General features: G+C 65.3%; 34 protein-coding genes and 1 pseudogene. 21 read left to right on the top strand and 14 right to left on the bottom strand.

Annotated features, from left to right (window positions below; all coding sequences use genetic code 11):
* Genes LOS78_RS01725 through LOS78_RS01715 form a run of 3 tightly spaced genes read right to left on the bottom strand, consistent with a single transcriptional unit; the run spans window position 1 to window position 1,075 of the window.
* On the bottom strand, window positions 1–315 hold the full coding sequence (locus LOS78_RS01725; protein WP_230376603.1) for a hypothetical protein: 315 nt from the start codon (window positions 313–315) through the stop codon (window positions 1–3).
* 11 nt (window positions 316–326) lie between these two features.
* Window positions 327–887: an MT-A70 family methyltransferase gene (locus tag LOS78_RS01720; protein ID WP_230376602.1), complete on the bottom strand. Its 561-nt coding sequence runs from the start codon at window positions 885–887 to the stop codon at window positions 327–329.
* Window positions 884–1,075, bottom strand: a complete 192-nt coding sequence (locus LOS78_RS01715) for a hypothetical protein (RefSeq protein ID WP_230376601.1) — start codon at window positions 1,073–1,075, stop codon at window positions 884–886. Before LOS78_RS01715 ends, LOS78_RS01720 begins: the two co-directional genes overlap by 4 nt.
* Window positions 1,076–1,381: 306 nt before the next feature.
* On the opposite strand from LOS78_RS01715, the gene LOS78_RS01710 reads away from it, so the two are divergent.
* From LOS78_RS01710 to LOS78_RS01630, 17 genes are all read left to right on the top strand, one after another.
* Window positions 1,382–1,750: a hypothetical protein gene (locus tag LOS78_RS01710; protein WP_230376600.1), complete on the top strand. Its 369-nt coding sequence runs from the start codon at window positions 1,382–1,384 to the stop codon at window positions 1,748–1,750.
* A gap of 167 nt (window positions 1,751–1,917) precedes the next feature.
* Entirely contained in the window at window positions 1,918–2,115 is a 198-nt protein-coding gene (locus LOS78_RS01705; protein WP_230376599.1) for a hypothetical protein, read from the top strand.
* 167 nt (window positions 2,116–2,282) lie between these two features.
* Window positions 2,283–2,624 carry a hypothetical protein gene (locus LOS78_RS01700; protein WP_230376598.1) on the top strand — a complete coding sequence of 114 codons (342 nt, stop codon included), beginning with the start codon at window positions 2,283–2,285 and terminating at the stop codon, window positions 2,622–2,624.
* A gap of 131 nt (window positions 2,625–2,755) precedes the next feature.
* Entirely contained in the window at window positions 2,756–2,992 is a 237-nt protein-coding gene (locus LOS78_RS01695) for a hypothetical protein (protein ID WP_230376597.1), read from the top strand.
* Window positions 2,989–3,189, top strand: coding sequence for a hypothetical protein (locus tag LOS78_RS01690; protein ID WP_230376596.1), 201 nt, complete (start codon window positions 2,989–2,991; stop codon window positions 3,187–3,189). Before LOS78_RS01695 ends, LOS78_RS01690 begins: the two co-directional genes overlap by 4 nt.
* Window positions 3,186–3,566 (top strand): hypothetical protein, encoded by a 381-nt coding sequence (locus LOS78_RS01685; RefSeq protein ID WP_230376595.1) that lies wholly within the window; start codon window positions 3,186–3,188, stop codon window positions 3,564–3,566. The genes LOS78_RS01690 and LOS78_RS01685 overlap by 4 nt, the downstream gene beginning before the upstream one ends.
* A gap of 12 nt (window positions 3,567–3,578) precedes the next feature.
* Window positions 3,579–3,857: a hypothetical protein gene (locus tag LOS78_RS01680; RefSeq protein ID WP_230376594.1), complete on the top strand. Its 279-nt coding sequence runs from the start codon at window positions 3,579–3,581 to the stop codon at window positions 3,855–3,857.
* Entirely contained in the window at window positions 3,857–4,624 is a 768-nt protein-coding gene (locus tag LOS78_RS01675; protein WP_230376593.1) for a hypothetical protein, read from the top strand. The genes LOS78_RS01680 and LOS78_RS01675 overlap by 1 nt, the downstream gene beginning before the upstream one ends.
* Complete coding sequence (locus LOS78_RS01670; RefSeq protein WP_230376592.1) at window positions 4,624–5,907, top strand: recombinase RecT; 1,284 nt, start codon at window positions 4,624–4,626, stop codon at window positions 5,905–5,907. Before LOS78_RS01675 ends, LOS78_RS01670 begins: the two co-directional genes overlap by 1 nt.
* Entirely contained in the window at window positions 5,904–6,143 is a 240-nt protein-coding gene (locus tag LOS78_RS01665; RefSeq protein ID WP_230376591.1) for a hypothetical protein, read from the top strand. Before LOS78_RS01670 ends, LOS78_RS01665 begins: the two co-directional genes overlap by 4 nt.
* Before the next feature lie 47 nt (window positions 6,144–6,190).
* On the top strand, window positions 6,191–6,562 hold the full coding sequence (locus LOS78_RS01660; protein ID WP_230376590.1) for a hypothetical protein: 372 nt from the start codon (window positions 6,191–6,193) through the stop codon (window positions 6,560–6,562).
* 11 nt (window positions 6,563–6,573) lie between these two features.
* Window positions 6,574–7,551: a DUF2303 family protein gene (locus LOS78_RS01655; RefSeq protein WP_230376589.1), complete on the top strand. Its 978-nt coding sequence runs from the start codon at window positions 6,574–6,576 to the stop codon at window positions 7,549–7,551.
* Complete coding sequence (locus LOS78_RS01650; protein ID WP_230376588.1) at window positions 7,548–7,769, top strand: hypothetical protein; 222 nt, start codon at window positions 7,548–7,550, stop codon at window positions 7,767–7,769. Before LOS78_RS01655 ends, LOS78_RS01650 begins: the two co-directional genes overlap by 4 nt.
* 58 nt (window positions 7,770–7,827) lie before the next feature.
* Window positions 7,828–8,067, top strand: a complete 240-nt coding sequence (locus tag LOS78_RS01645) for a hypothetical protein (protein WP_230376587.1) — start codon at window positions 7,828–7,830, stop codon at window positions 8,065–8,067.
* Complete coding sequence (locus LOS78_RS01640; protein ID WP_230376586.1) at window positions 8,067–8,240, top strand: hypothetical protein; 174 nt, start codon at window positions 8,067–8,069, stop codon at window positions 8,238–8,240. The genes LOS78_RS01645 and LOS78_RS01640 overlap by 1 nt, the downstream gene beginning before the upstream one ends.
* Window positions 8,240–8,467, top strand: a complete 228-nt coding sequence (locus tag LOS78_RS01635) for a hypothetical protein (protein WP_230376585.1) — start codon at window positions 8,240–8,242, stop codon at window positions 8,465–8,467. Before LOS78_RS01640 ends, LOS78_RS01635 begins: the two co-directional genes overlap by 1 nt.
* Window positions 8,467–8,733: a hypothetical protein gene (locus LOS78_RS01630; protein WP_230376584.1), complete on the top strand. Its 267-nt coding sequence runs from the start codon at window positions 8,467–8,469 to the stop codon at window positions 8,731–8,733. The genes LOS78_RS01635 and LOS78_RS01630 overlap by 1 nt, the downstream gene beginning before the upstream one ends.
* Here the strand turns inward: LOS78_RS01630 and LOS78_RS01625 are convergent.
* Window positions 8,730–10,019 carry a DUF6538 domain-containing protein gene (locus LOS78_RS01625; RefSeq protein ID WP_230376583.1) on the bottom strand — a complete coding sequence of 430 codons (1,290 nt, stop codon included), beginning with the start codon at window positions 10,017–10,019 and terminating at the stop codon, window positions 8,730–8,732. The genes LOS78_RS01630 and LOS78_RS01625 overlap by 4 nt on opposite strands.
* Window positions 10,020–10,642: 623 nt before the next feature.
* On the opposite strand from LOS78_RS01625, the gene LOS78_RS01620 reads away from it, so the two are divergent.
* Window positions 10,643–11,014 (top strand): hypothetical protein, encoded by a 372-nt coding sequence (locus LOS78_RS01620; RefSeq protein ID WP_230376582.1) that lies wholly within the window; start codon window positions 10,643–10,645, stop codon window positions 11,012–11,014.
* Window positions 11,015–11,076: 62 nt separating this feature from the next.
* The gene (locus tag LOS78_RS01615) at window positions 11,077–11,277 is read left to right on the top strand and encodes a hypothetical protein (RefSeq protein ID WP_230376581.1); all 201 of its coding nucleotides are present in this window, start codon (window positions 11,077–11,079) and stop codon (window positions 11,275–11,277) included.
* Window positions 11,278–11,331: 54 nt separating this feature from the next.
* Here LOS78_RS01615 and LOS78_RS01610 read toward each other — a convergent pair whose 3' ends face one another.
* Complete coding sequence (locus tag LOS78_RS01610; RefSeq protein WP_230376580.1) at window positions 11,332–11,802, bottom strand: DUF983 domain-containing protein; 471 nt, start codon at window positions 11,800–11,802, stop codon at window positions 11,332–11,334.
* Window positions 11,803–12,333: 531 nt separating this feature from the next.
* Between LOS78_RS01610 and LOS78_RS01605 the strand changes: the two are divergent.
* Window positions 12,334–12,498: pseudogene (locus tag LOS78_RS01605) on the top strand (IS5/IS1182 family transposase); the annotation flags it as partial.
* Here the strand turns inward: LOS78_RS01605 and LOS78_RS01600 are convergent.
* From LOS78_RS01600 to LOS78_RS01575, 6 genes are all read right to left on the bottom strand, one after another.
* A complete protein-coding gene (locus LOS78_RS01600; protein ID WP_230376579.1) occupies window positions 12,482–13,609 on the bottom strand; it encodes a glycoside hydrolase family 105 protein in 1,128 nt (375 codons plus the stop codon). The pseudogene LOS78_RS01605 and the gene LOS78_RS01600 overlap by 17 nt on opposite strands.
* The gene (locus tag LOS78_RS01595; protein WP_230376578.1) at window positions 13,606–15,150 is read right to left on the bottom strand and encodes a glycoside hydrolase family 28 protein; all 1,545 of its coding nucleotides are present in this window, start codon (window positions 15,148–15,150) and stop codon (window positions 13,606–13,608) included. Before LOS78_RS01595 ends, LOS78_RS01600 begins: the two co-directional genes overlap by 4 nt.
* A gap of 70 nt (window positions 15,151–15,220) precedes the next feature.
* A complete protein-coding gene (locus LOS78_RS01590; protein ID WP_230376577.1) occupies window positions 15,221–16,477 on the bottom strand; it encodes an ABC transporter substrate-binding protein in 1,257 nt (418 codons plus the stop codon).
* 21 nt (window positions 16,478–16,498) lie between these two features.
* Complete coding sequence (locus LOS78_RS01585; protein ID WP_230376576.1) at window positions 16,499–17,608, bottom strand: ABC transporter ATP-binding protein; 1,110 nt, start codon at window positions 17,606–17,608, stop codon at window positions 16,499–16,501.
* Window positions 17,608–18,489 carry a carbohydrate ABC transporter permease gene (locus LOS78_RS01580; protein ID WP_230376575.1) on the bottom strand — a complete coding sequence of 294 codons (882 nt, stop codon included), beginning with the start codon at window positions 18,487–18,489 and terminating at the stop codon, window positions 17,608–17,610. The genes LOS78_RS01585 and LOS78_RS01580 overlap by 1 nt, the downstream gene beginning before the upstream one ends.
* A 9-nt stretch (window positions 18,490–18,498) precedes the next feature.
* On the bottom strand, window positions 18,499–19,380 hold the full coding sequence (locus LOS78_RS01575; RefSeq protein ID WP_028716297.1) for a carbohydrate ABC transporter permease: 882 nt from the start codon (window positions 19,378–19,380) through the stop codon (window positions 18,499–18,501).
* Between the two features lie 217 nt (window positions 19,381–19,597).
* Between LOS78_RS01575 and LOS78_RS01570 the strand changes: the two genes are divergently transcribed.
* Window positions 19,598–20,527: a helix-turn-helix domain-containing protein gene (locus tag LOS78_RS01570; protein ID WP_230376574.1), complete on the top strand. Its 930-nt coding sequence runs from the start codon at window positions 19,598–19,600 to the stop codon at window positions 20,525–20,527.
* Here the strand turns inward: LOS78_RS01570 and LOS78_RS01565 are convergent, their stop codons facing one another.
* The 3 genes from LOS78_RS01565 to kdgD are packed head-to-tail and all read right to left on the bottom strand — an operon-like array spanning window position 20,528 to window position 23,434.
* Window positions 20,528–21,388: an amidohydrolase family protein gene (locus LOS78_RS01565; RefSeq protein ID WP_230376573.1), complete on the bottom strand. Its 861-nt coding sequence runs from the start codon at window positions 21,386–21,388 to the stop codon at window positions 20,528–20,530. It lies immediately after the preceding gene.
* Window positions 21,385–22,521: a mandelate racemase/muconate lactonizing enzyme family protein gene (locus tag LOS78_RS01560; protein ID WP_230376572.1), complete on the bottom strand. Its 1,137-nt coding sequence runs from the start codon at window positions 22,519–22,521 to the stop codon at window positions 21,385–21,387. Before LOS78_RS01560 ends, LOS78_RS01565 begins: the two co-directional genes overlap by 4 nt.
* Before the next feature lie 7 nt (window positions 22,522–22,528).
* Window positions 22,529–23,434 (bottom strand): 5-dehydro-4-deoxyglucarate dehydratase, encoded by a 906-nt coding sequence (kdgD, locus tag LOS78_RS01555; protein ID WP_230376571.1) that lies wholly within the window; start codon window positions 23,432–23,434, stop codon window positions 22,529–22,531.
* Window position 23,435 lies beyond the last annotated feature (1 nt).

Raw genomic sequence — 23,435 nt, 5'->3', positions numbered from 1 at the left:
TTATTCGTATTGACCAGCGAGAACGGCGCCGAGCTGGCGGGCAAAGTCCTCGGCCTCGCGAACGAATCCGACCTCGTGCCTGGGCCGGTCGTTAAGGTCGAGCCGGCTCGTCCGCAGGGCCGACGCCCATTTCTCGTCGCGCAGCAGTCGGATCATGCGGGACATCTCGATCCCCAACTCTGCCGCGATCTGTTCGCGGGTGACGTTCCCGCCCTCGCGCTGCGCGATCTGCCAGGCGCGGAACTGGAGCGTGCGGGTCTTGGGATTGAAAAGCTGGTGCCGGGCCGGCGCGACGGTCGTGGTCTGCATGTTCATGTGACTGTCCCCTATGGCATGGTGATGTGCGCCGGCTCGAACCGGCTGGTTTCATTGCCCCAGACGGTCCAGCCGGGGCGTTCGCGGCGCGCGAAAAGCTCGATCTTCCGCAGGTCGGGCAGTCGTGCGTCGATGATTTCGGGAATCCATTCCGGCTTGCGGCTATGCTCGCGCCGCGTGCCGGGGATGATGCTGGTCGGGAAGAGCGCCGGCATGGGGCACGGAAAGCGGCCGCGCTTGGCGATGATGCAGGGCTCGTGCCGGTTCCGAGCCCAATAACCCGTGCCGATCCTGCCCTTGTCCCAGACCAAGCGAGAGATCGGTTTGAAGCCCCAGGCCGAGATCACCTCATTGGCCCGATGCTCATGCGGCACCGTGATCCAGAGCAACAGCAGCGCCTGATCCGCGACGATCTCCCGCACCGGCATGGCGGCGACGTCCTCGACCGTCATGGTGGGATAGTGCCGGCGGCAGTTCCGGCCCGGCTTCGCGGCGCTATTGCTGGCGAACTTCCACGCCGGGTCGGCATAGACGATCTGCCAGCCGCCCTCAACTTGCGGCAGCGCCGTCATGGCCTGGCCGCCCGCCGGCGTGATTCGGCGACGATCAGGCCGAGCAGCCGCTTCTGATGCAGGTCAGCGAAGATCGCCCGAGCCTCAGCCACGGGAAAATCATGCTGGACCGCGGCGTCCTCATAGCCCAGGCCTGCCATCAGCGCCCCGGCCACCAACATGCGCTTGTCTTGCGGTGCCTCGGTCATCGCTCTTCCCCCGCAAAGGCCGGGACGAAGGCCGAAGGCGGAACGTCAAAGCCGATGGCATGACCGGCTTTGATCAGTTTCTCGGCATGCTCACGGGGGATGACTCCGTCCGTGCCGCCCTTGTCTTTCGGCTGCGTCCATTTCCACGGGCGAGTGCGGTGAACCCCGCAGATTCGCGCCACGGCAGCACAACCGCCGAATGTTCTGATGATAGATTGAGCAGGTTCCATGTCGCCATTGTAGCGATGACGGCTACAATGGGCAACGGGCATTGTAGCTATTTTGGCAACTGACACTTGTAGCCGCATGCGCTACAAATCGGCCATGGCTGGAATAGCAAAATACAAGAGCCGACCGGCATCGCCCATGAACCAATGGGTGCGCGATGCATTGGAAGCGGCAAATATGACCCAACAAGCCCTTGCGGATGCGCTAAGCCGCGTGGAAGGGCTGGGAACCTATGACCGCTCCATGGTCCACAAGATGACCGGCAGTCGGCGGGTTCGCGGCGAGGAAGCCGTAGCGATATCCCAGATCACGGGACATCCCTTGCCCGAGAGCGAGGACGATCTGGAATTCGAGCAGATGTATCGGAAGCTTTCACAAGAGAATCGGACCGTGATTCGGACGATTGTTCGGAATCTTCTTGGCGGTCAAAAAGACCGCGGACAATGACAAGCAGCGCTTGCTTCTGTGTTGTCGGCAGCAGTTTGAAGCCTTCGGTAGCCATGTCGTCCGTCATATGCAGCAGTCCTTCCCTGAGGGAACAATAGGTGAACAGATTACGCCGGTCTAGGCGTTTTGAGCGATAATCCGCCGAGGAAAGATAAAGGAGTAACCCAATGAGCGGCATCGAGAAGGTTGTCGCAGCCGCCTTGTTCGGTGGCTGCCTCGCCGCCCTGACTGTGGTGCTGGCCGTGGCCATCGGCGGCGACCGGCAATTCCTCGTTGCGATTCTCGATCAGCCGCTCAGGTGGCTGGATTGGCCGGCATGCGTCGGCGCAGTCGGCGCAGCAGCTCACCGATTCACGAAACTCTAGCCGCACCCCTGATTCTCTCCGCAATTGTTGCGCCTCCTGCCACGCGACAGTCCGTCGCGCGCATATTATCACCTCAGTTGTAGCTATCATAGCTACAATAGGCGTTGCGCATTGTAGCGATTGCAGCTACAACGATTCCTAACGGCACATGCCTTGGGAGCGCAACGATGCACACCAGCACAACATCCGATTTCCTTCACCCTGAGCTGCACGCGGCCCGTGAAACGGTTCGCTATCCCGCTCTGCTGCGGTCGCGCTCGGCGCGTAGCCGGGCGCGGCTTCGCGAGGCCTGCGCCTACCTGAAGCGGTCCGGCGACTGGATCGACCACCGCCAGGCCGAGTGGCTGGAACAAGCCCTCGACGCAGAGGAAGAGCGGGCCCGCGATCTGTGGATCAAGATCGGCGGCGGCGCCATCTGGTGCGTGGTCATCTTCGGCACCGTGATCATGGGCCCGACCCTCGTTGCAATGCTGATCCGCGGCGCGGCCGGCATGGTCTGGGGGCAGTGATGGCCACCAAGAAGCGGTTCGTTTGCGAAAAATGCGGGGGCACCGGCAGCGTGACCTGGGGTCGCTGCTACGAATGCAAGGGCCGGGGCAGCTTTGCCTCAAGCCCGGAACAGCGCGCCAAGGCGCAGCGCATGCGGCTGACCAGCCGCCGCGCCGGTGCGCAGCAGGAAAACCGGAACCAGTCGATCTATCTCGGCGTGATGAACCGCGAGTGCAACGACCCGCTGTTCGTTCAGATGCGCCAGGATCATGACGCCGGCCGGGTGTGGACCCCGGCGCAGATCTCGACGGCACGCGAAAAGCTGCGCGGCATCCGAGAGGCGCGGCGCCTGGTGGGAAGCCCCGTGATCGAAAGGAGGCCCGCATGAGGACCGATTTCGAGAACCTGCCCGAGGGGCGGGCCGTGATCCTGCATCCCAGCGAGGCGAATTTCCTGCACCGCGAGCCGGTGCGCGCCGAGCGGCACGGCTTCTACATCTTCTGCGAGGGATCGGACCCTACCGAGGGTGCCGACTATTCCATGCGCGATGTGCCGGCCTTCTGCCGCGGCTGGGAGGCGGCATGATCCGTCAGCCCTCCGACCTGGATGCCGCCTACTCCTGGTGGCGTCGCAGCGTCGCCGGCGAGCGGGTGCCCCGGTTCGAGGACGAACCGATGCCCGGCTACTACAAGCGCCGCATGGTCCGGGGCGGCCCGTTCGTGCCCGTGGCGATCTGGCTGGAGCAGCCCATCGACCCCGAAACCGGCGAGCTGACCGCGCCCGAGGAACTGCGGGCCATCGCGAACGGCCGCCCGGTCGATCCGATGCACGTCTGGGCCTACGCCCGGCCGATTTCCGAATCCGAATACGACGCGCTCACGGGAGTCCGTGAACGCTTCTCCGAGATGGCGGCCACACATGTCGCCGTCGATCTGGGGGCCATGGCCCCAATCCGTCCCTGACAGGAGGTCACATTGGACGACAACCGCACGGTTCAGCAGCACCTTCAAGCCTGCGCCAAGATGGAAAGTCTCATCACCGACAGCAACGCGCTGTTGAACCGCTTGTCGAACATGCTTCAGCAGACGCGGTCGATCCTCGAGGCGCTGCGCGAATACCAGCACCCGAAGATCAGGATGGATCTGCCCTACAGCATGCGCCGCAACGACAGTAATCAGCGCGATATCTGTCCCGGCGACTTGATCGAGCTGCACATCAAGCAGATCAACGCGCTGCTGGGGGATCGGGCCTGATGCTGGACGATAGCCCACAGGCCGGCCCCGGTCACAACAACCCGCCGCCCGATCTGCCCTTCGACCTGGCGGCGTATCAGCCGCTCGAGCAGCGCGCCCGCGAGATCGCCGATGCCGGCGCCGACTGGATCAAGCTGCCCAAGATCGAGAACGAGGAACAGGCCCAGAAGGCGAACGACTTCCTGGCGCAGGTCCGCAAGGTCGAGAAGGAAGCCGAGGCCGAGCGCAAGGTGCAGAAGGCACCTCACGACGCGCGGGCCAAAGCCGTGGACGTGGCCTTTAAGCGGCTGACCGATCCGCTCTCGAAGATCGTCGGGCCGGTCAAAGCGAAGCTGCTGGCCTTCGCCGAAGCCAAGGCCGAGGCCGAGCGGCTGGAGAAAGCCAGACGGGCTGAGGAAGCTCGGAAGGCGGCAGAGGAAGCCGAGCGCCTGAAAGCTCAGGCCGAGGAACGCGGTGACGTGTTCGGCCAGGCCGAGGCCGAGGCTGCGGCGAAGGATGCCGAGAAGATGGCGAGGTCCGCGGCCAAGGAAACCAAGACACAGGTGAAATCGGCCACCGGCGGGGGGCGGACGATGGCGGTCCGCACCAGCTACGTCGCTACCATCGAAAACATGAACAAGGCGTTCGGCTGGTTCCGCGACCATGAGCGCTACGGCCAGGCCATGCGCGAGCTGATGGTTCGCATGGCCGAGGCCGAGCGCCGCAGCGCCGAAGGGGTGAACGAGATCCCCGGCGTCATCTTCACCGAGGAAAGGAGCATCGCCTGATGAACGCGCCTACCCTTCCGGCCGCCAAGCGGCCCCTGCGGCAAGTTACCAACGTCCGCGAAATGCTGGTCAACGACCAGGCCAAGGGCCAGCTGGCCGCCGTCGCCGCGGCCCACATGAAACCCGAGCGGATGATGCGCCTCATGGCGAACGCGTTGCGCGTCACCCCGAAGCTGGGCGAGTGCAACCCGCTCTCGCTGCTAGGCGCTATGATGCAGTGCGCCAGCCTGGGGTTGGAGCCTAATACTGTTCTCGGCCACGCCTACCTGATCCCGTTCGATCGCAAGGAGAAGAACAAGAAAACCGGACGCTGGGAGGTGGTGGAAACCAATGTCCAGCTGATCATCGGATACAAGGGCTATATCGACTTGGCGCGCAGGTCGGGCCACATCACGTCGATTGCCGCCGGCATTCACTACAGCGACGACGAAGCCACCGGCGGCCTCTGGGAATACGAGGAAGGCACGGAATCCCGGCTGCGCCACCGCGCCGGCGCGCAAGAAGGCCAGAAGCTACATGCCTATGCCATCGCCAAGTTCCGCGACGGTGGCCACGCCTATGTCGTCTTGCCCTGGGCGAAGGTGATGAAGATACGGGACGGATCGCAAGGCTGGCAGGCCGCGGTTCGCACCGCCGAGCAATACAACAAGCCGATCAACAGCCCCTGGGCGACGCATGAGGACGAGATGGCGCAGAAGACCGCCATCCGCGCCCTGGCGAAGTTCCTGCCCCTGTCCACCGAGTTCCGTGACGGTCTGGAAGCCGATGGCGCCCGCGCGGATTACATGGGCTTTGCCATGAACCCGACCGCCGGCCTCGATGCCCAACCGGAATACGACAGCGATCTTTCGGGGCAGATGATCGACCACGACCCGGAGACGGGCGAGGTCCAGCAGGTCGAGGATCAGCGCGCCGGGCAGCAAACCATGCCGCAGGACCGTGAGAAGGCCTCGGCGCCGGCGACGCGCCGCAAGCAGGCGGCCCGCACCGACAGCACCCCCTACTCCGAAGGGGGGCCACGGGGCGGGCAGCAAGACGCCTCGCAGGGCGCGCTGGACATGAGCGCCGAGACCGACAGCAAGGCCGAGCCGGCGCCCGAGGGGTTTGATCAGTTCATCGAGCATGTCGATGCCCTGATCTCGGACGAGATGAACGATGGCATGTCGCTGCAGGAGGTTCTGGACCTGCACGATGGTCAGCTCGCCCAGATCAAGAAGCACGCGCCCGACCGGCACGCCCAGATGCTGAAATCCTACCAGGACTTTGCAAGGGGCGCGCAATGAGCGGTCGCGGCGACAAGCCGGCCGGCCCCGCCCTGACCTGGCCCTATTCGCAGCAGAAGCCTGCGGAGGCGCCGGTGGCGGCCGGTTCCGGGGTCTGGACCCGCAGCGACGGCACCAAGGTCCAGATGGCCGACATGAACCCGTATCACCGCGCCGCCGCGATCAAGAAGGCCGAGCGCGACGGGGACAGGGCGCTGGCCGACCAACTGCGCGCCTCTGGCGCCCTGCCGGAATAACCCCTTGCCCGGCCCTCGGCCGGGCTCCATCCCGAAAGGAGAACCTTGTGTCCAGCACTTCCCCTGTCCTGCGCTCCATAGACCAGCTTCTTGGGCTGGCCGATGGCGGCGACTACCTGCCCGATCTGCTCGACCGGATCGAAGCGAACAATATCGAGATGCGGCAGCATGCGCAGGACTATGCCACCGCCGCCACGTCCTCGATCACGGTCAAGATCACCCAGAAATGCGACCGCTTCGGACAGATCGAACTGGTGATCGAAGACAAGATCGTCGGGCCCAAGCCGCCGAAGCACAAGGCTGTCGGCTGGATGACCGGCACCGGCGGCGTCACCACCCACAACCCGGCTCAAAGCCGCATGGAAATCCGCGACGCCGGTGAAGGTCGGCGCGAACTCCAAATCCGCAACGCTGAATAAGGGATCACAGCATGGAAGTCACGGAACAGAAGAACATCGCCGAGTCGATCATCGAGACGATGAAGGAGCTGGGGCATGTGCAGACCATTTCGGAGCCCTATGAGGGCCAGGAACTGACCGCCCCGACCATCGTGGCTGTGCCCGCGGGGCTGGAGGTCAAAGACCTGACCGCGCATCATGTCCAGACTCTGGAACGGCTGAAGCCGCTGCGCCGCACCGGCACGGCGCGGCTGGCCGATCTGGACAGCTTCATTGCATGGGTGAACCGCTTTTCGGGAGAGGAATCCACAATCTTCGCCCAGGTCCACCCCGCGCCGAAGCTGACGGCGGTGATCGACTATCACGGCGAGGGCGCCCCGGTCGTGGATCACGCCACCCGCGACCCGCTGGCCAACGCCTGCAAGCACCGCGCCACCTATGACTTCCCCCTGTCGCAGGAATGGAAGCTGTGGAACGCGATCCACGACAAGCCGCTGGGCAAAGACGAGTTCGGCGAGTTCATCGAGGCCAACGCGAAAGACCTGCTGGACCCGACGCCCTATCTGCTTGGTCAAGGCAAAGGCGAGCCCGAGACCTGGGAAGCCCGCATGGCCGACATTGCCGCGAAGGTGCAGGGCCGGTTCGGCCAGTATGCCGCGCTGGTGCAGCTGTCGCGCAGCTTCCAAGTCTACGAAACCGGTCACCTGCAGGTGACGACGAACCGCGACACAGGCGAATCCCAGGTCCAGTTCCTGAACGAACACCGCGAAATGGACGGCGCCCCGCTGCGCATCCCGAACCTGTTTATGATCGCGATCCCGGTGTTCGAGGAAGGCGCACTCTACCGGCTCCCGGTGCGCTTCCGCTACCGCAAGTCGGGCGACAGCGTGAAGTTCATCGTCTCGCTCTACAACGCCGATGTCGCGCTGCGCGACGCGGCGCGGGAAGCGATCGAGACCGCCCGGGCCGCGACCAACCTGCCGGTCCTGATGGGTGCGCCGGAAGCATGAGCCACCCCGCCAAGTTCTGGATGGTCAAAGGCGATGGCCCGGCGAGCGCGATGCACGGCACGCGGGAGGCCGCCGAGGGCGAAGCTGCAAGGCTTGCCCGGATGAATCCCGGCACGCTGTTCTTCGTGATGGAGGCCGTCGCTTGCCACCGCCGCGTCGAGGTTGAGCGCATCGCCCTCGATGGCAAGCCCGATCCCCGAGACGAACTCCCCTTTTGACGTTCCGGTCACCGGCCCTGCGGGGCCGGCATCCAGAGCGACAAGCAAGGATACCGACATGCTGAAATGCATCTTCATCGCCGGCAACCTGTTCATCGTCTCGCCTGATGGCGAGCGCGCGGCGAACATCTCCATGGCGCAGAGCGTCCGCAGCACCAGCGCCGGTGACGCGCTGATCGTGACCGGGATGGATCGGTCCACCATCATCGCCCTGCCCCGGGCGATGACGGCCGAACAGGCCATTCGCGATTGCGATGCGGTCGCCACGGCCGAAGTCGTGAAGATGGAGGCGTTCTGATGGAGGAAAAGTTCACCACCGTCGAGATCGGCCGCAGCACCTGGCAGGGCCCGGCCGAGGAAGCGCCGCGGCGCGCCGACCTCTGCGCCTCGGGCCAGCAGGTGCGGGCGCTGTGGTGGCCCTACTATCTCGCCAAAGCCGCCGCCCGCCGCACCGGACATGGAGGCGAATAATGCCCCTTGACGGAACCAGCCAGCGGATCAGCCCGGCCTTCATCGCCGATCTGGAACGGGCGCATCTGATCCTGGCTCGCGTGGTGGAGCAGGACATTGCCGCTCTGCCTATCTTCGAGCGGCTGGACGCCGAATTGCTGGCGGCTCGTGCCGATCTGGCGGCCCGGCGCATGGATGATCCTATCGCCCGCGCCCGTGCGCTGGCACAGGCCAGGAAGGCGAACTGATGGCTGATTTCTTTGACCGTCTGGTGGCGGTCTGCGCGCCAGAGATCGCTGCAGCGGTGAAAACCAACGATGCGGATCGCGCGGCCGCCATGATCGAGGGCCTGGCAACCATGCTGGGTCGCACCATCGCCCGCGCCGCCGGCGGCGATGCCCGTGAGATCGAGAAAATCCTGATGGGCTGCGAACAGCACATCGCGGCCGAAGCGGCCGGCGTCGCCGGCCTCATCAACCTGCAAGAGACGTTACGCGCCCGGCGCGGGGGCTAAAGCGCCAGAGGCAGCATCAGGCCGTGAACGAACTCCATATCGCCGCCTTTGCCGTATTTCTCGCGCTTCAGCCCGTGGCCCATCAGATCGCGCCGGATGCGCTCGTCCACGCCGCCCATCAGCATCCGATCCTCGAACGAATGCCGCAGGCCGTAGAGTGAATGCGCTGGCGTTTCGAGCAGCTTGTTCTCGGTCAGGAACTTATTGACCACAGCGCTCAGGCCCGCACTGTTTGCGGCATAGCGCGGAAATCCGTTCTTCATTGCCTTGAACGCATCCAGGCTGATGCCGGTCAGCGGGATATAACGCTCCGAATGCTCGTTCTTCAGCGCCCGGTTCCTGTTCGGCTGGATCAGGATATGCGGAACCTTCCCTTCCAGCTTGATTTCTTCGGGGAGCAGGCCGGCCCCTTCGCTCGGGCGATAGCCGGTGTTCACCATGCCGAGCAGAATATAGCGCGCGTCGGCGTTCAGCCCGTCCAATGCCCCCGGCGCCAGGATCTTTTCCCTGATCCAGTCATCGGCAAAGGGAAGCCTGGTGCGCTTCTTGGCCTTCGAGTCCTTAAGCGGAACGCCCTTCACGGAATAGGTTAACGGAATCTGCTTGACCTGCGCGATAGCCGTCCACATCGCGTTCAGATAGGTAATGTCCTTGTTAGCGCTGGCCGAGAGGTATTTCCCGGCCGCCACATCAGCCAGCAGGGCGGCGCGAAAACGGAACCAATCGTCGGTGGTCACGTCCGCCAGGTTCTTGTCGCCAACTGCGGCGATCCAGTTCTTCGTCGCCTTCAGCCGTGGCGCCCGGTGTCGCCGCAGTTGATCCGGGCTCTTCCCGAGAACGCGATCACCGGCGACATTGTAAAATTCATCGACGGCCTCGGACACTGTTACAGTCGGGACGGGGACGAGCCCCAGCGCTGCGTCGGCTTCCTTCATGTCCAGCCGGCCGCGCTTGTCCACCACGGATTTGGCGCGAGCCACGATTTCCGCGACAGGGAGTCGGGCAACGTCAGCCGCATCGAGGTAGCGATAGCCGCGCCTCTTTGCGAGGTTGCGCGCCGCCCTCATCCTCGCGTCGCCATCCTCTACTTGGCCGTCCAGCTTTGCTTCCCACGCCTCGATCATCTGAGCCCAGACCTCGGGTGCCTTGCGGCGCGCAACCTCCATGCTGTCGGTCGCGAGCGACAGCTTGACGAATGTTCTGGAATCAATCGAAGCGTAGCGCTTCGGCACCCTCATTCGGATATAGTAGGTATCGCCGCGAAGGATGGGGGTCAGCTTTTTCATGCCTGGATCATGCCTGCCGTCATGCAAAGTTCAATAGTTGACGTGCGCCAATTTGTGACCCAATATGTGACCCAATACAACCGATTTCTCGGGCGTCCCAATCGGGGCTCGGAAATATTTAAAGCAAATTCAAGTCGCTAGGAAGGCGTCATGTTGAAAAGTTGCAATCCCACCCTCTCCGCCACACTACATTGATTTCATTTCAGAAAATCTAAGGCTCAGGCAAATCCCATCACAAGCCCCGCCATTGTGAACCGCGGTCGCGGGTGACCAGATGGAGCCGACTACGCCCTGAGCTTCCCCATCCCCTCCGCCTCGCGGACATTGATCGAGATGCGCACGGGTAGCTGCTTTGCCGTCTTTGAGCTCCCTTCCCCTGCCGACCGCGGCGCGCAGACCGCTCCATGGAGCTTTTGCAAAGGCCACAAAAGCCCAGTCAGCAAGCCCGGGATTGCCTGCTTTTGGCAGCAATCATCCTGCGATTCCGCGAATCTCGGCCGTCGGATCGACAGAAGGGCAGCCCGGCTTCTTGCGGCAGCGGTGCATCGCAACCCGCTGCGATTTCGTCGCGAGAGGCGAGCCGAAGCCTTGTGTCCCGGCCGGGTATGTGGATCAGTCGAAGCATGACGGACGCACAGGCTCCTCAGACGGCGATCCCATCGCATGCGGCGAGGCTATGGCTGGCCCTGCTGCTGGTTCTGCTGGTCGTCATGTTGCCCGGACCACAAGTCACCGCGGCGGCCAGCCAGTCCCAGCAACTGAGCAAACCGACCCTGGCCCTGACGGCGATCCATGGACGCGACCTGATCGCCCGCAAGGATGCGGTGCAGATCCGCCCGCTGGCCGCAGCTGCGCTGCCGCCGTCGGAGCCCCCACCGCCACTGCCGCGCATAGCGGCGGCGCTCGCCTTCGCCGATCACCCGCAAATCGGTCTGTGCGCCGGCGCGCTGGTTCCCTGGGCCCGCGCGCCGCCGTCCTTTCGCATGACCGCCTGACATCGCTCTGCCACCGATTCCGGGCTGGCAGATCATGACCCTTGCGTTCACGAGGACGACAGATGAATTCCCATGAAGACGAACCGGCGGCACGCCGGACGCCGTTTGCCGAAAATCCAAAGACCGGCGTTGCACCGCCTGAGCCCGCAGAGCCGCCCGCAACCGGACAGGTCCAGTCCGGCAAGGCTGTGCTGCTGAACTGGTGCATCATGCTCGCCGGCTTTGGCGCCATTGCCGCTGCCGCCTATTGGCTGCTCGGGTGAGGCGACGCCCCTGCGGACATCGGTCCGCAGGGGCGGTCCCGGGCCAGCGCAGGGTCAAGCGCCTCTGTCCTGCTCATGCTTGGCCCACAAATAGCCGACGAACGCCCCCTTCACGAGGCGCAGAATGATCAAGGTCAGCAGGGTCATCGCCACCCCCACCACGATCAGCAGCGTCACCGGGTCTGGCCGATAGATCGCCCAGGTGAAGCCGATCATCGGGATCAGCAGCAGGAGCATGATGGTCATGGTGAAGAAAGCCGGACCATCTGCGGCCCGATAGAGCCCCAACGGTTCGCCGCATAAGTCGCACTCTTGCACGATGGTCAGATATCCCTTGAACAGCCGGCCCTTGCCGCAATGCGGGCACCTGCCCATCAGCCCTCTTGCCGCCGCGGCCCGCTCGTCCCGTTCCTCTGTCATGGTTGTTCGCTCCGATTGCTCCTGCCAGAGAGGAACGTCATGGAACGGGGTTTGGATGCCGGGACACCCGCGGCAAAGAGGATGTTTGTCGCGCGCATTGCACATGCCGCAACCCTCGATACGCTTCGAAGCCAAGTCCATGCCCGCCGAGGTCGGGAACTGCTACGCCGCGAATCCTAGTATGTCTGCAATTTCGCGCCCAAGCTGGGAGAATGGCAGCATAGGGCTTCGCGCGTCACCTGCTCACGCACAGGCTCACCGCGTGCTGCTGCGCTTGCATCGCCCCCTATGGGCTTGTTCACCGCCCTTCCGGGACAAGACGGGAAATCAGGAGCGAGGCGGAATGCAGCAACGCCGCTCCAGCATGTCATGCACCTGGCTCCTGCCGCTGGTCCGTTTCGCCGGCGATCTGCCTGGCGTTTCTGCCGCCGTGAAGCTTGCAGCGCCGCTTGCCCGGCTCGGACTTGCAGCGGCAGGGCGCTCCCTTCCGCGGACCACAGGCGACAGGGCGGGTTGCCTCGGGCTGGGATTTTTGGGGCCAACATGGCGGCAGAACATGCCAGCAACGACAACGGAGCCGCGGCCATGCCGAACGGCCCGGCCTGCCGCGACATGACTTCTGGCAGACCGGGCGGCAAGGCTATCCGATACGACAGACGCGGGCCCAGACGCCGAAACCGGATCCAGATCAAGTTCAACAGATCGGGGGAGTGGCGCCGGATCGCAACCCGCTAGGACAGATGCGCCAGAGCCTTTCTTTCGGCCCTCGCTCCCGCCGCGGCCGTCATGTTCCGGCTTTGAGGATCAATGGGGCTTGACCCTTGCGAATAAGCCGCGCTGCCTCGGCCGCAGCCATCATCAGCGGCCCGACGCCCTTGGCATCATCGGCCACCACCGCTTCGGTGAGGTAATAGCCGGGCGAGCCGTCGCGATAACGGCCCGAAAAGCCGCCGAGCCCTGCGACATGGCAGATGCCGGTCAGCTGCGGGCGGCCGTCCACGGGTGCAACCCGCAGTTCGAGCGCGGCCAGCGCGCGCAGCCCCGCCTGGCGCAGACACTCGGACTCGGCACCCGCGACCAGCCCGAGCCGCGCGGCGCGCAGGAAGGCATAGGCGAACATGGCCGAGGCCGAGCTCTCCTCGTAATTCCCGCCCAACTCGGGCTGGTCCAGCACCTGCGGCCAAAGACCCGACCCGGCCTGCCGGTTCGCCAGCGCCCGCAGCATCGCCACGCAGCGCCCATGCAGGCTGGCAGTGGCCGCGTCGTGCGGCAGAATCGCCAGCACGTCGACCAGCGCCATGGCCAGCCAGCCCATTGCCCGCGCCCAGACCGCCGAAGACCGGCCGGTGACCGGATCGGCCCAGGCCTGGGTCCGGCTGTCGTCATAGCCATGCGCGTAAAGCCCGCCCGGCACCGCCGTCAGCACCAGCGCGGTGGCGAATTGCAGCAGCGCATCGGTGATCCGGGGGCTTTCCCCGGTGGCCTGCGCATATTCGATCTGGAACGGCAGGCCCATATAAAGCCCGTCCAGCCAGAGCTGATGCGGATAGCGCTGCTTGTGCCAGTAATTGCCGGCCGGGATGCGCGGTTGCCGATCCAGCTGTCCGATCAGATGTCGCGCCGCCGCCATGTAGCGTGCATCGCCGGTCTGGCGGGCCAACGGAAACAGCACCCGGCCGGCAAGGATGTTGTCTATGTTGAAATCCTCGGCCGCGAAGCCCTGCAGCGCGCCGTCCGGCGCGATCTGGGCATCGATCAAACGGTGCAGATGCGCGGTCCAGCGCTCCTCGCCGGTTGCCTCGGCCAGAAGCTGCAAGCCGCGATAGATGCAGCCGTCCTCATAGCACCAGGGCCCACCCTTGTAGGGCTGGTAAGCCGTGGCGAAACGGTCGAAATAGGCGGAAAGGCTCATCGTTCTGGCTCATCTGGGGAAAGGGTGATGGGGGTGGGATCGATCAGGGCGGGATCGTCGCAATCGATCTGCGCCGCCTCGGCGCTGATCCCGGCATGGCGCATGGCGCGAACCCGGTCGGCCATGATCGGAGAGGTCGCGCACGCCTCGGGGTCAAGCGACAGGATGCGCAGGTTGCGGATTCGGATATTGCGGATCGGCGCTTCGGGCAGGCCCAGAAAGCAGCCGGCGGCATGGGCCAGGCCCTGGACCTCGACATCCTCAATGGTGATGCCGTCGATCAGCGGCGTCCGTTCGGTGACCGGGGCGGGTGCGCGGCTTTGCACCCAGTCGGCATGGCCGTCGTGGTCGCAGAAATAATGCGCATTCGCGGCCAGCGCGGTCTCGACCCCTTGCATCCGCACCCGGCGGAAGGTGATGTCGGTGACCGCCCCCCCGCGCCCGCGCCGGGTCTTCAGCCGCAGGCCGCGGTCGGTGCCGATCATGGCGCAATCCTCGACCAGCACCTCATGCACGCCGCCCGACATTTCCGAGCCGATGACCAGCCCGCCATGGCCGCGCTCCATCAGGCAATGGCGGATGGTGACGCCGCGCGTCTCGGAGAGGTGGTCGGCCTCGCCCGCATCGCCGCGCTTGCCGGCCTTGACCGCGATGCAATCGTCGCCGACGGAAAAGCGGACGCCCTCGATCCGCACGTCGCGGCACATTTCGGGGTTGAACCCGTCGGTATTGGGACTGTCGGCCGGCGCCTCGATCGCCAGGCCAAAGGCGGACAGCCTCTGGCAGCCTTGCGGATGCAGGCTCCAGCTGGGTGCATTGCGCAGGGTGAAGCCCAGCAGCGTGACGTCCCGGCAATCGACCAGATGCAGCCCGCGCGGACGGCGGGCTCCGCCGCGGGTGTCCTTGGGCCAGGACCACCAATCGCCCTGCCCGCCCGAGCCGTCCAGCGTGCCGGGCCCCTCGATCACCAGCCGCTCGGCTGCGACGGCGTGCAGCGGCGCCTTGAAACAGGCGGCGGGCAAACCCTCCCAACTGCCGAGCATGCGGCCGTCCGGCGCCCGCGCGGGCAGGACCGGCCAGTCCGTGCGATCCGAGGGCGCACGCAGCACCGCCCCGGCCGAGAGATGCAGGATCATATCCGACCGCAGCGCCACCGGCGTGGCGAGCCAATCGCCGGGCGGCAGGACCACCGTGCCGCCCGGCGGCAGCGCCGCGATGGCGGATTGCAGAGCCCGGGCATTGGCCCGCGCCGCGCCCAGGTCCGCAAGGCCCGACGCCGGCAAAAGATCCGGCGCCACCGTCCCGGCACAGGGCGGGGTTGCGAAAGCGACCGGCGCGAAACCCTCGACCTCCAGCCGCCAGTCGCGGCCGGGGGTCAGCGCGTCCAACACCAGCACCGCCCGGTCGGTGCGCCCGACCCGCGGGACATCACCGCCCGACAGCCGCCAGCCGCGCGGTTCGGGCAGATTGTAAAGCGCGCCGGCAACAGCCAGCCGCAGCGCCGCGCAGCGCGGCGTGACGGTCAGAACAACGGGTATCATGGTCTTCCTGTGGATGGCCGCTGAAGCGGGAACGCTTGCGGCGGGCAAGCGCAGCGTCAGTTATCAGGCGTCAGTCGTATTCAACCAGGACGTCGTTGGTGCCGTCGATGATCTGCTGCGCGGCATCCAGCGCGTCGATCTGGCCATAGGCATATTCTTCCAGGGTATCAATGAAATTGCCCCGCACCTCGGGATGCTCGTTGAAGGGCGAGATGGTCGGGCCGCTCGCCGCCATGGCGATCGCATTGGCCGCGGCGACATTCGGATCGCCCTTGCCTTGCAGCAGCGCCTGCGCCGCCTTCGAGGCCGGCAGGCCGCGGCTGTCGTCCAGCGCCAGGACGCCTTCGGGCTCGTTGACCAGGCAGTTCAGGATCTGCGCCGCCGCCTCGGGATGCTTGGAGTTCTTCGAGATCGCCAGCAGCATCGACGGCTTGCGATAGACGCCGTCGGTCACCGCCCCGTCGATGCGCAGCATCGGCACCGATTTCAGCACCTGCCCGTCCTGCAGCGGGTCGGCGTATTTCGACCAGGTGCTGTCCCATTCATAGGAGCCGGCAATCTTGCCCGCCGCCCATTGCGGTTTCTCGAACAGGTTGACATTGCCCTCGGAGGCCTCTTCCTTTTGCGACTTGATCGCGCCGATCTCGACCAGACGGCCCAGGAAGCCGATGCCGTCGGCCAGTTCCTCGGAGGTCCAGGCGACGCGGTTGGTCGCGGGATCGACCAGGTCCTTGCCGGTCTTCTGCACCACGACCAGCGTGACCAGAAGCTGCGCGGTTTCCTTGACCGCGTTGAAGGTGAAGGTGTCCTGCCCCAGCTTTTCCTTGATGACCGGCGTCGCGGCCATCAACTCGCCCCAGGTCTTCGGCAGCGGCACGCCGGCCTTTTCGAAGGTGGTGGTGTTGAACAGGAACACCCGCCCGGTGGTCGAAACCGGGATGCCCTGCACCACGCCGTTCATCGAGGCCGAGGCGAGTTCATCCTCGGTGTACTGGCTCAGGTCCAGGGCCGGAAACTGGCGCAGGTCGGCGAAGCCGGTGCCGTTGCGGGAAAACAGCGGCAGCCAGGGCCAGTTGACCTGCAGGATGTCGGCCTCGGTCCCGCCGGCCATCTGTGTGGTCAGCTTTTCCAGGTAACCGTCGAAGCCGGTGAATTCCCCCTTGATCCTGTGGCCGTGCTTGGCGCCGCAGGCCTGCAGCGCGGCCTGGGTCGCGACATGTCGGCTGTCACCGCCCCACCAGGACATGCGCAGCTCATCCGCCATCACGGCTTGGCCCGAGACCAGTGCGGTGCAGGTCAGCGCGGCAGCAAATCGGTTCAATCTCATGTGGTCCTCCTCGGATCGGGGTCAGGCCGCGATGCTGCCCTCCCGCAGCGAGACGTTACGGCCGTCGTCCTTGTTGAAGATGTGGGTATGCTCGGGCGCGGGGCGCAGATGGACGCGGTCCGACTGGCCCAGCCGTTCGTACTCGGCAACGCCGATCACGGCGACCAGCTTCCGCCCCTCGAGGTCGGCGTGCAGATAGACCTCGTGGCCCATGAATTCGGCATTGGTCAGCCGCGCCGCAAGCCCGGTTTCGGCCAGCGCCAGATGCTGCGGGCGGATGCCCAGAACCGCATCGGCGGGCCGTTCCGAAAGCCGCACGGCCACCTCGGGTCCAAGCGCCAGGCGCTGGGTGCCGATGACGAAATCGCTGCCCTCCAGATGGCCGTCGATCAGGTTCATCTCGGGGCTGCCGATGAAACCCGCGACGAACAGGTTCGCCGGGCGGGTGTAAAGCGCCTTCGGGGTCGCGACCTGCATGATCCGCCCGGCCTGCATCACGCAGATGCGGTCGCCCATGGTCATCGCCTCGGTCTGGTCGTGGGTCACGTAGATCACCGTCGAGGAAAGGCCCTCGGCCTTGAGCCGCCGGTGCAGGTCGGTGATCCGCACCCGCATGCTGGCCCGCAGCTTGGCGTCGAGGTTCGACAGGGGCTCGTCAAACAGGAACACGCCCGGCTTCTTGATCAGCGCCCGGCCCAGGGCGACGCGTTGCGCCTGCCCGCCCGACAGCTGCTTGGGCAGCCGGTCCAGCAGCGGCTCGATCTCCAGGATGCGGGCGACATCGGCGATGGCCGCCTCGATCTCGGGCTTGGGCTTGCCGGCGATCTTGAGGCCAAAGGCCAGGTTGCCGCGCACCTTCATATGCGGGTAAAGCGCATAGTTCTGGAACACCATGGCAATGGAGCGCTTGCCGGGCGGCAGATCGTTCACGCGGGTGTCGCCGATCACAACCTCGCCGCCGGTGATCTCTTCAAGCCCGGCGACCATGCGCAGGGTGGTCGACTTCGCGCAGCCCGATGGGCCGACGAAAACCATGAACTCGCCATCCGCGATGTCGAGGTTGATGCCATGCACGGCCTTCACGCCGCCGCCATAGACCTTTTCCAGATTGTTCAGCTGAACGCGTGCCATTAGCCCTTCACCCCGCCGGAAGAGATGCCCTCGATGAAATAGCGCTGCGCGGCGAAGAAGATGATCAGCGCCGGCGCGATGGTCAGGACCGACATCGCCAGGATGCGGTTCCATTCGAAGGCTTCGGTTGTGTCGATGGAAAGTTTCAGCGCGAGGCTGACCGGATATTTGTCGACCGAGCTGATATAGATCAGCGGGCCCAGGAAGTCGTTCATGGTCCACATGAACTGAAACAGGCAGACCGAGATCAGCGCCGGCGCCAGCATCGGCACCACGATATAGACCAGCGTCTGCAAGGAATTCGCCCCGTCCACGCGCGCCGCTTCCTCCATGTCGCCGGGTAGCGAGCGCAGGAACTGCACCAGCATGAAGACGAAGAAGGCATCGCCTGCCATTGCCGAGGGCACCCAGAGCGGCAGGAAACTGTCGAGCCAGCCCAGGTCGCGGAACAGCATGTATTGGGGGATGCGCGTCACCACGTTCGGCAGCAGCAGGATGGCGATGACGCTGGTAAACAGCAGCTTCTTGAACGGAAAATCGAAGCGCGCAAAGGCATAGGCCGCCATCGTGCAGCTGATCGCCGTGCCGATGACCTTGGGCAGGATGATCAGAAACGAGTTCCAGAAGAACCGCCCGAAAGTGTGGGGGGTCGAGGTCTGCCAGCCCTTCGCATAGCCGTCCAGCGTCGGGTCCTGGGGAACGAAACCCGCGCCCGAGAAGATCTCGGAATTGGTCTTGAACGAGGCACCGACCAGCCAGATCAGCGGGTAGAGCATCACCAGCCCCACTGCGAACAGCAGCACATAACGCAGCGCGGTCGAGATCAGGCGCAGCCGGGCGCGGCGCGCGGCCTGGTATTCGTTGAATGCAACAATATCCATGACCGCCCCTCAGCTCCGCTTGTCGCCGGCGTAATAGACCCACTTCTTCGAGGACCAGAACGCCAGCAGGGTCAGCACCATGATGATGGCGAACAGCACCCAGGCGATGGCCGAGGCGTAGCCCATGTTGAATTTCTTGAAAGCCTCGTCATAGATGTAGAGCGGCAGGAAATAGGTCGATTTCAGCGGGCCGCCCTGGGTGATGATATAGGGGCCGTTGAACTCCTGGAACGCCTGGACCATCTGCATGATGAGGTTGAAGAAAATGACCGGCGTCAGCAGGGGCAGCGTGATCGAGAAGAAGACCCGGGTCTTCGAGGCGCCGTCGATGGCCGCGGCCTCGTAAAGCGAGCGGTCGATGCTTTGCAGGGCAGCCAGGAAGATCACCATGGCCGAGCCGAATTGCCAGCAACGCAGCAGCGTGATGGTGAAGAGCGCATTCCCGGGGTCGCCGAACCAGTCCACCGGGCCAAGGCCGATCAGCCCGAGCGCCATGTTCGCCAGCCCCTCGGTCGCGAAGATATAGCGCCAGAGCACCGCGATGGCGATCGAGCCGCCCAGGATCGAGGGCACGTAGAAGGCGGTGCGGAAAAAACCGATGAAGCGCAGCTTGTAGTTCAGGATCGCCGCGATGAACAGCGCGAAGGCCAGCTTCAGCGGCACCGTGGCGAACACATAGATCAACGTGACATTCAGCGACTTCCAGAACGTGCGGTCGCGGCTGAACAACCTTTCGAAATTGTCGAAGCCGACCCATCGCGGCGCGGACATCAGGTCGTATTTCGTGAAGGCCAGATACAACGACGCAACGAAGGGAATCGCGGTAAAGATCAGCAGGCCGATGATATAGGGCATCATATAGGCCAGACCAAAAACGCGCTGGCCCTTCATGACGCCCGCCCTGCCGTCCGGCCGCCCGCCTGCGACCACTCTCGGCAAATGCTGGAAGTATCTGGCAATTTCTTCTCCCCTAGTCCCAGCCGCGGCAAAGACCGGAAGCCCCGTCCCGGACTGCGGCTTCCCAACCCGGCATGCGGCACGCTTTCGCGTCAGGGGTGACTAGACGGCATTTTCCTGCGACATTGAATTGACGGATCCGGAGAAAAAGATGGACGAAATCGAAGGTGGTATCCTGGCGGCGATTCCGGCCTCGGCGCTGGTGCTGTCGCTGACCCGCTCGGCCATCAAGATGGAGCATTCCAGCACCTGGTCCATCGACAAGGAAAACCCGGTCGACGATCTGGTGATCTGTCTTTCCGGCAGCGGCCGCTACCTGATCGACGGGGCGCCGCGGCTGATGCAGCCGGGCGATGCGATGCTGATCGCGCGCGGGCAAAGGTTCCAGGGCTGGAACGAAGGCCCCGAGATCTATCGCGGCGTGGCGCAGCATTTCACGCTGAGCCTGCACGGCCGGCACGACCTGCTGACGCAGATGGAACTGCGCCCGCAGGTGCGGCTGTCGCGCTGGTCGCTGCTGGAGCCGATGGTGCGGCACTACCGGCAAAGCGCGCCGCCCGCCTCGGTCACGCTGGGGCAGCATCATCTGTTCATGGTGCTGCTGATCGCCTTCATCGAGGATGCCTTCATCCGCTGGCGCCGCGATGCCGCCTATCCGATGGCGGGCACCGATGCGATGGATCTCGCGGTGATGAAGGCCGCGACCATGATCGCCGCCAATCCGGTGGCCGAGGGCATCGCCGCCCAGGCGGTCGAGGCCGCGCCCTACAATGCCGATTATTTCCTGCGCGAATTCCAGAAGCGCATCGGCCTGACGCCGCGCAAATATCAGGAACAGCAGCGGATGGAGCGCGCGATGCACCACCTGGAGGCCGGGATGTCAGTCGGCGCCACCGCGGCCGAACTGGGCTATGCCGATCCCTATTATTTCTCGCGCATGTTCAAGCGGATGACGGGGCTGTCGCCGCGCGACCACATGCGTCGGGTCGAGCGCAGCCGGCACGGCCGGCTTCTCGCGCTGGACGAGCCCGACCAAGCTGCCCGGCTGGCCGCCATGGCCAAGGCCGGGCCGGCCGGGTGATCAGACGGGCGGCAGGCGATATAGGTCGATGGGATTGCGCACCAGGACCCGGTCGCGGCACCCCTCGGGCAGCCAGCCCAACACCAGTTCGGCCAGCGCCACCTCGTCGGGATAGTCCGCGCTGTTCCGGACGCCGTTATGCGGCCAGTTGGTCCCCCAGACGATGCGCTCGGGCGCATGGGCCGCGATGCGGCGCGAGGATGCGGCCACATCGGCATAGGGCCAGCTCTCGCGGCTGCTTTCATAGACGCCGGCGAATTTGAACCAGCAATTGCCGCGGTCGATCAGCCGCAGCACCGCCTCGATCTCGGCGCTGTCCGGGGTGACGCCGCGAAAGAACTTGCCGTGGTGGTCGAAGACCCAGCGCGAGCGCAGCGCCTGCAATCGCGGCAAGTGATCCAGCAGGTCCGAACCGTCGAACTGCACCGCAATCATCCATCCCGCGTCATGGGCAATGGCATCGACCGCCTCAAGCTGGTCCAGTCCCGCGGCCCCGCCGGGCAGATCCATGATGCGCGCGCCGACGATGCGCCGCGCGGCGAGATCCGCGATCTGCGCCGGAGTGATCTCGGGCGTGACGACTGCCACGCCCCAGGCACATTCGCCCATCGCCTCCAGGCAGGCCAGAAGGTTTGCGTTGTCGCGCTGATGCGCATTGCCCTGGGTGACGATGACCCGGTCCAGCCCCATCCAGCGCATGACGCTGCGATAGGCCGCGGGGCCGGGCAAGGGATCCTGCGGCAGGCCGGGCCCGCCCGGCTGCGCGGGAAAGCCCGGCAGATACATATGCATCTGCGTATCCGTCGCGCCACGCGGAAAGGGCGGCGCAGGCGGGGCGCCGGTCAGCTTGCGGGTGATCATGCGTCCCTCATGCGGAATTCGGTGAGCGCGTCGCGGTTCACCTCGATGCCGAGGCCGGGGCCGTCGGGGATCGCCACCACACCCTGCTGGGCCTCGATCGGCGTAGTCAGCACGGCCTGGCGGAAGGGGTTGTGGGTGCGGTCGAATTCCAAGATCGGCTCGACCGGATTCATGCGCACCGGGTCCGGCACCATCGCCGCCATGAATTGCAGCGCCGCCGCGATCTGGACGCCGGTGCCCCAGACATGCGGCACCACCCGCACGCCATGCAGGCTGGCCAGGGTGGCGATCTTCTGCACCTCGGAGAAACCGCCCGCGCCGCAGAGGTCAGGCTGCAGGATGTCCACTGCCCGCTGTTCGATGGCCGGCCACATACCCCAGCGGGAATGCCATGTCTCGCCTCCGGCGACCGGAATCGGCTGGCCTGCCCGCACGGCGCGATAGGCCGACAACTGTTCGGGCACGACCGGCTCTTCAAACCAGTCGATGCCGCATTCGGCGGCGGCCTGGCCCAGCCGGATCGCCTCGGTGACGCTATAGCCGTGATTGGCGTCGATCATCAGCCGCATCCCGGGGCCGATGGCCTCGCGCACGGCGCGAATCACGCGCAGATCCTCGGCCACATCGAAGCCGATCTTGATCTTGCAGGCGTGAAAACCCTGCGCCCGACGCTCGGCCATCTCGCCGGCATTGTCCTCGACCCGATCCACGCCGTCGCGCTTGAAACTGCCGGTGGCATAAGCGCGCACGCGGTCGCGCCAGCGCCCGCCCAGCAGGACCGCGACCGGCTGGCCCAGGACCTTGCCCTTGACGTCCCACAGCGCAATGTCGATGCCTGACAGCGCCGTCACCGCCAGCCCGCGCTGGCCCTGGTCGCGCAACGCATTGTAAAGCACCGCCCAAAGCCTTTCGGTTTCCAGCGGATTCTGTCCGACCAGCCAGCCCGCATAGGCTTGGACCACTGCCGCGTTCGGGCGCGCCGGGCCAAGGCATTCGCCCCAGCCCACCGTGCCGTCGTCGCATTCCACCTCGACCAGAACATGCGCCCGGCGGTCAAAGCGCATCGAGGCACTTTCGAACGGCACCTCCAGCCGATGTTCCAGCAGATGGGTGCGGACGGCGGCAATCCTCATGGCGGCCTCAGCGTTTCCAGGGGGCGATCAGGGCGGCAAGATCGGCTTGGTCGCGTTCGGTCAGGTCCGTCAGCGGCGAGCGCACCGGCCCGGCGTCGAAACCCTGCAGACGGACCCCGGCCTTGACGGCGGAAACGGCATAGCCCTTGGCGCGGCTGCGGATCTCCATGAAGGGATAGAAGAACTCGTTCAGGATCCGCTCGCAATTGTCGCGCTCGCCGGCGCGCAGCGAGGCGTAGAATTCATTCGCCAGCCCCGGCACGAAGTTGAACACCGCCGAGGAATAGGTGGTGAAGCCCGCGCCCAGATAGGCCTCGGCGAACAGCTCGGCCGTGGGCATGCCGCCCAGATACATCAGCCGGTCGCCCATCTTGGCGGTGATCTGGCGCACCAGGCCGATGTCGCCGGTGCCGTCCTTGAAGCCGATCAGGTTCGGGCATTCGTCGCAGAGCCGCGCCAGCGTGTCGGCCTGCAGCACGGCATTGTCGCGGTTATAGACCATCACCCCGAAATCGACCGACTGGCAGACCTTGCGGACATGCTGGAACAGCCCCTCTTGCGGGGCGTCGATCAGGTAATGCGGCAAAAGCAGGATGCCGTCGGCGCCGATCTTCTGGACCGATTGCGCGATCTCGACCGCCATCTCGGTGCCATAGCCGCAGCCGGAGACGATGGCGGTGTCGCCCGCTACCTCCTTCGCGGCGGCGACGATCTCCGGCACCTCTCGCGGGGTCAGCGAAAAGAATTCGCCCGTGCCGCCGGCGGCGAACAGCACCGGCGCCCTGTAGCCTGCCAGCCATTCGACATGCGCGCGATAGGGATCAGGAGCGAAGCGCCCCCCCGCGTCGAAGGCGGTGACGGGAAAGGACAGCAGACCGGAGCCGAGCTTGGCCTTGAGCGCATTCGGAGTCATG

This window comes from Paracoccus sp. MA, from assembly GCF_020990385.1.
Classification (GTDB): Bacteria; Pseudomonadota; Alphaproteobacteria; order Rhodobacterales; family Rhodobacteraceae; genus Paracoccus.
The sequence above is the reverse complement of the archived record's forward strand: the minus strand, read 5'-3'. Positions and strand labels throughout refer to the sequence as shown.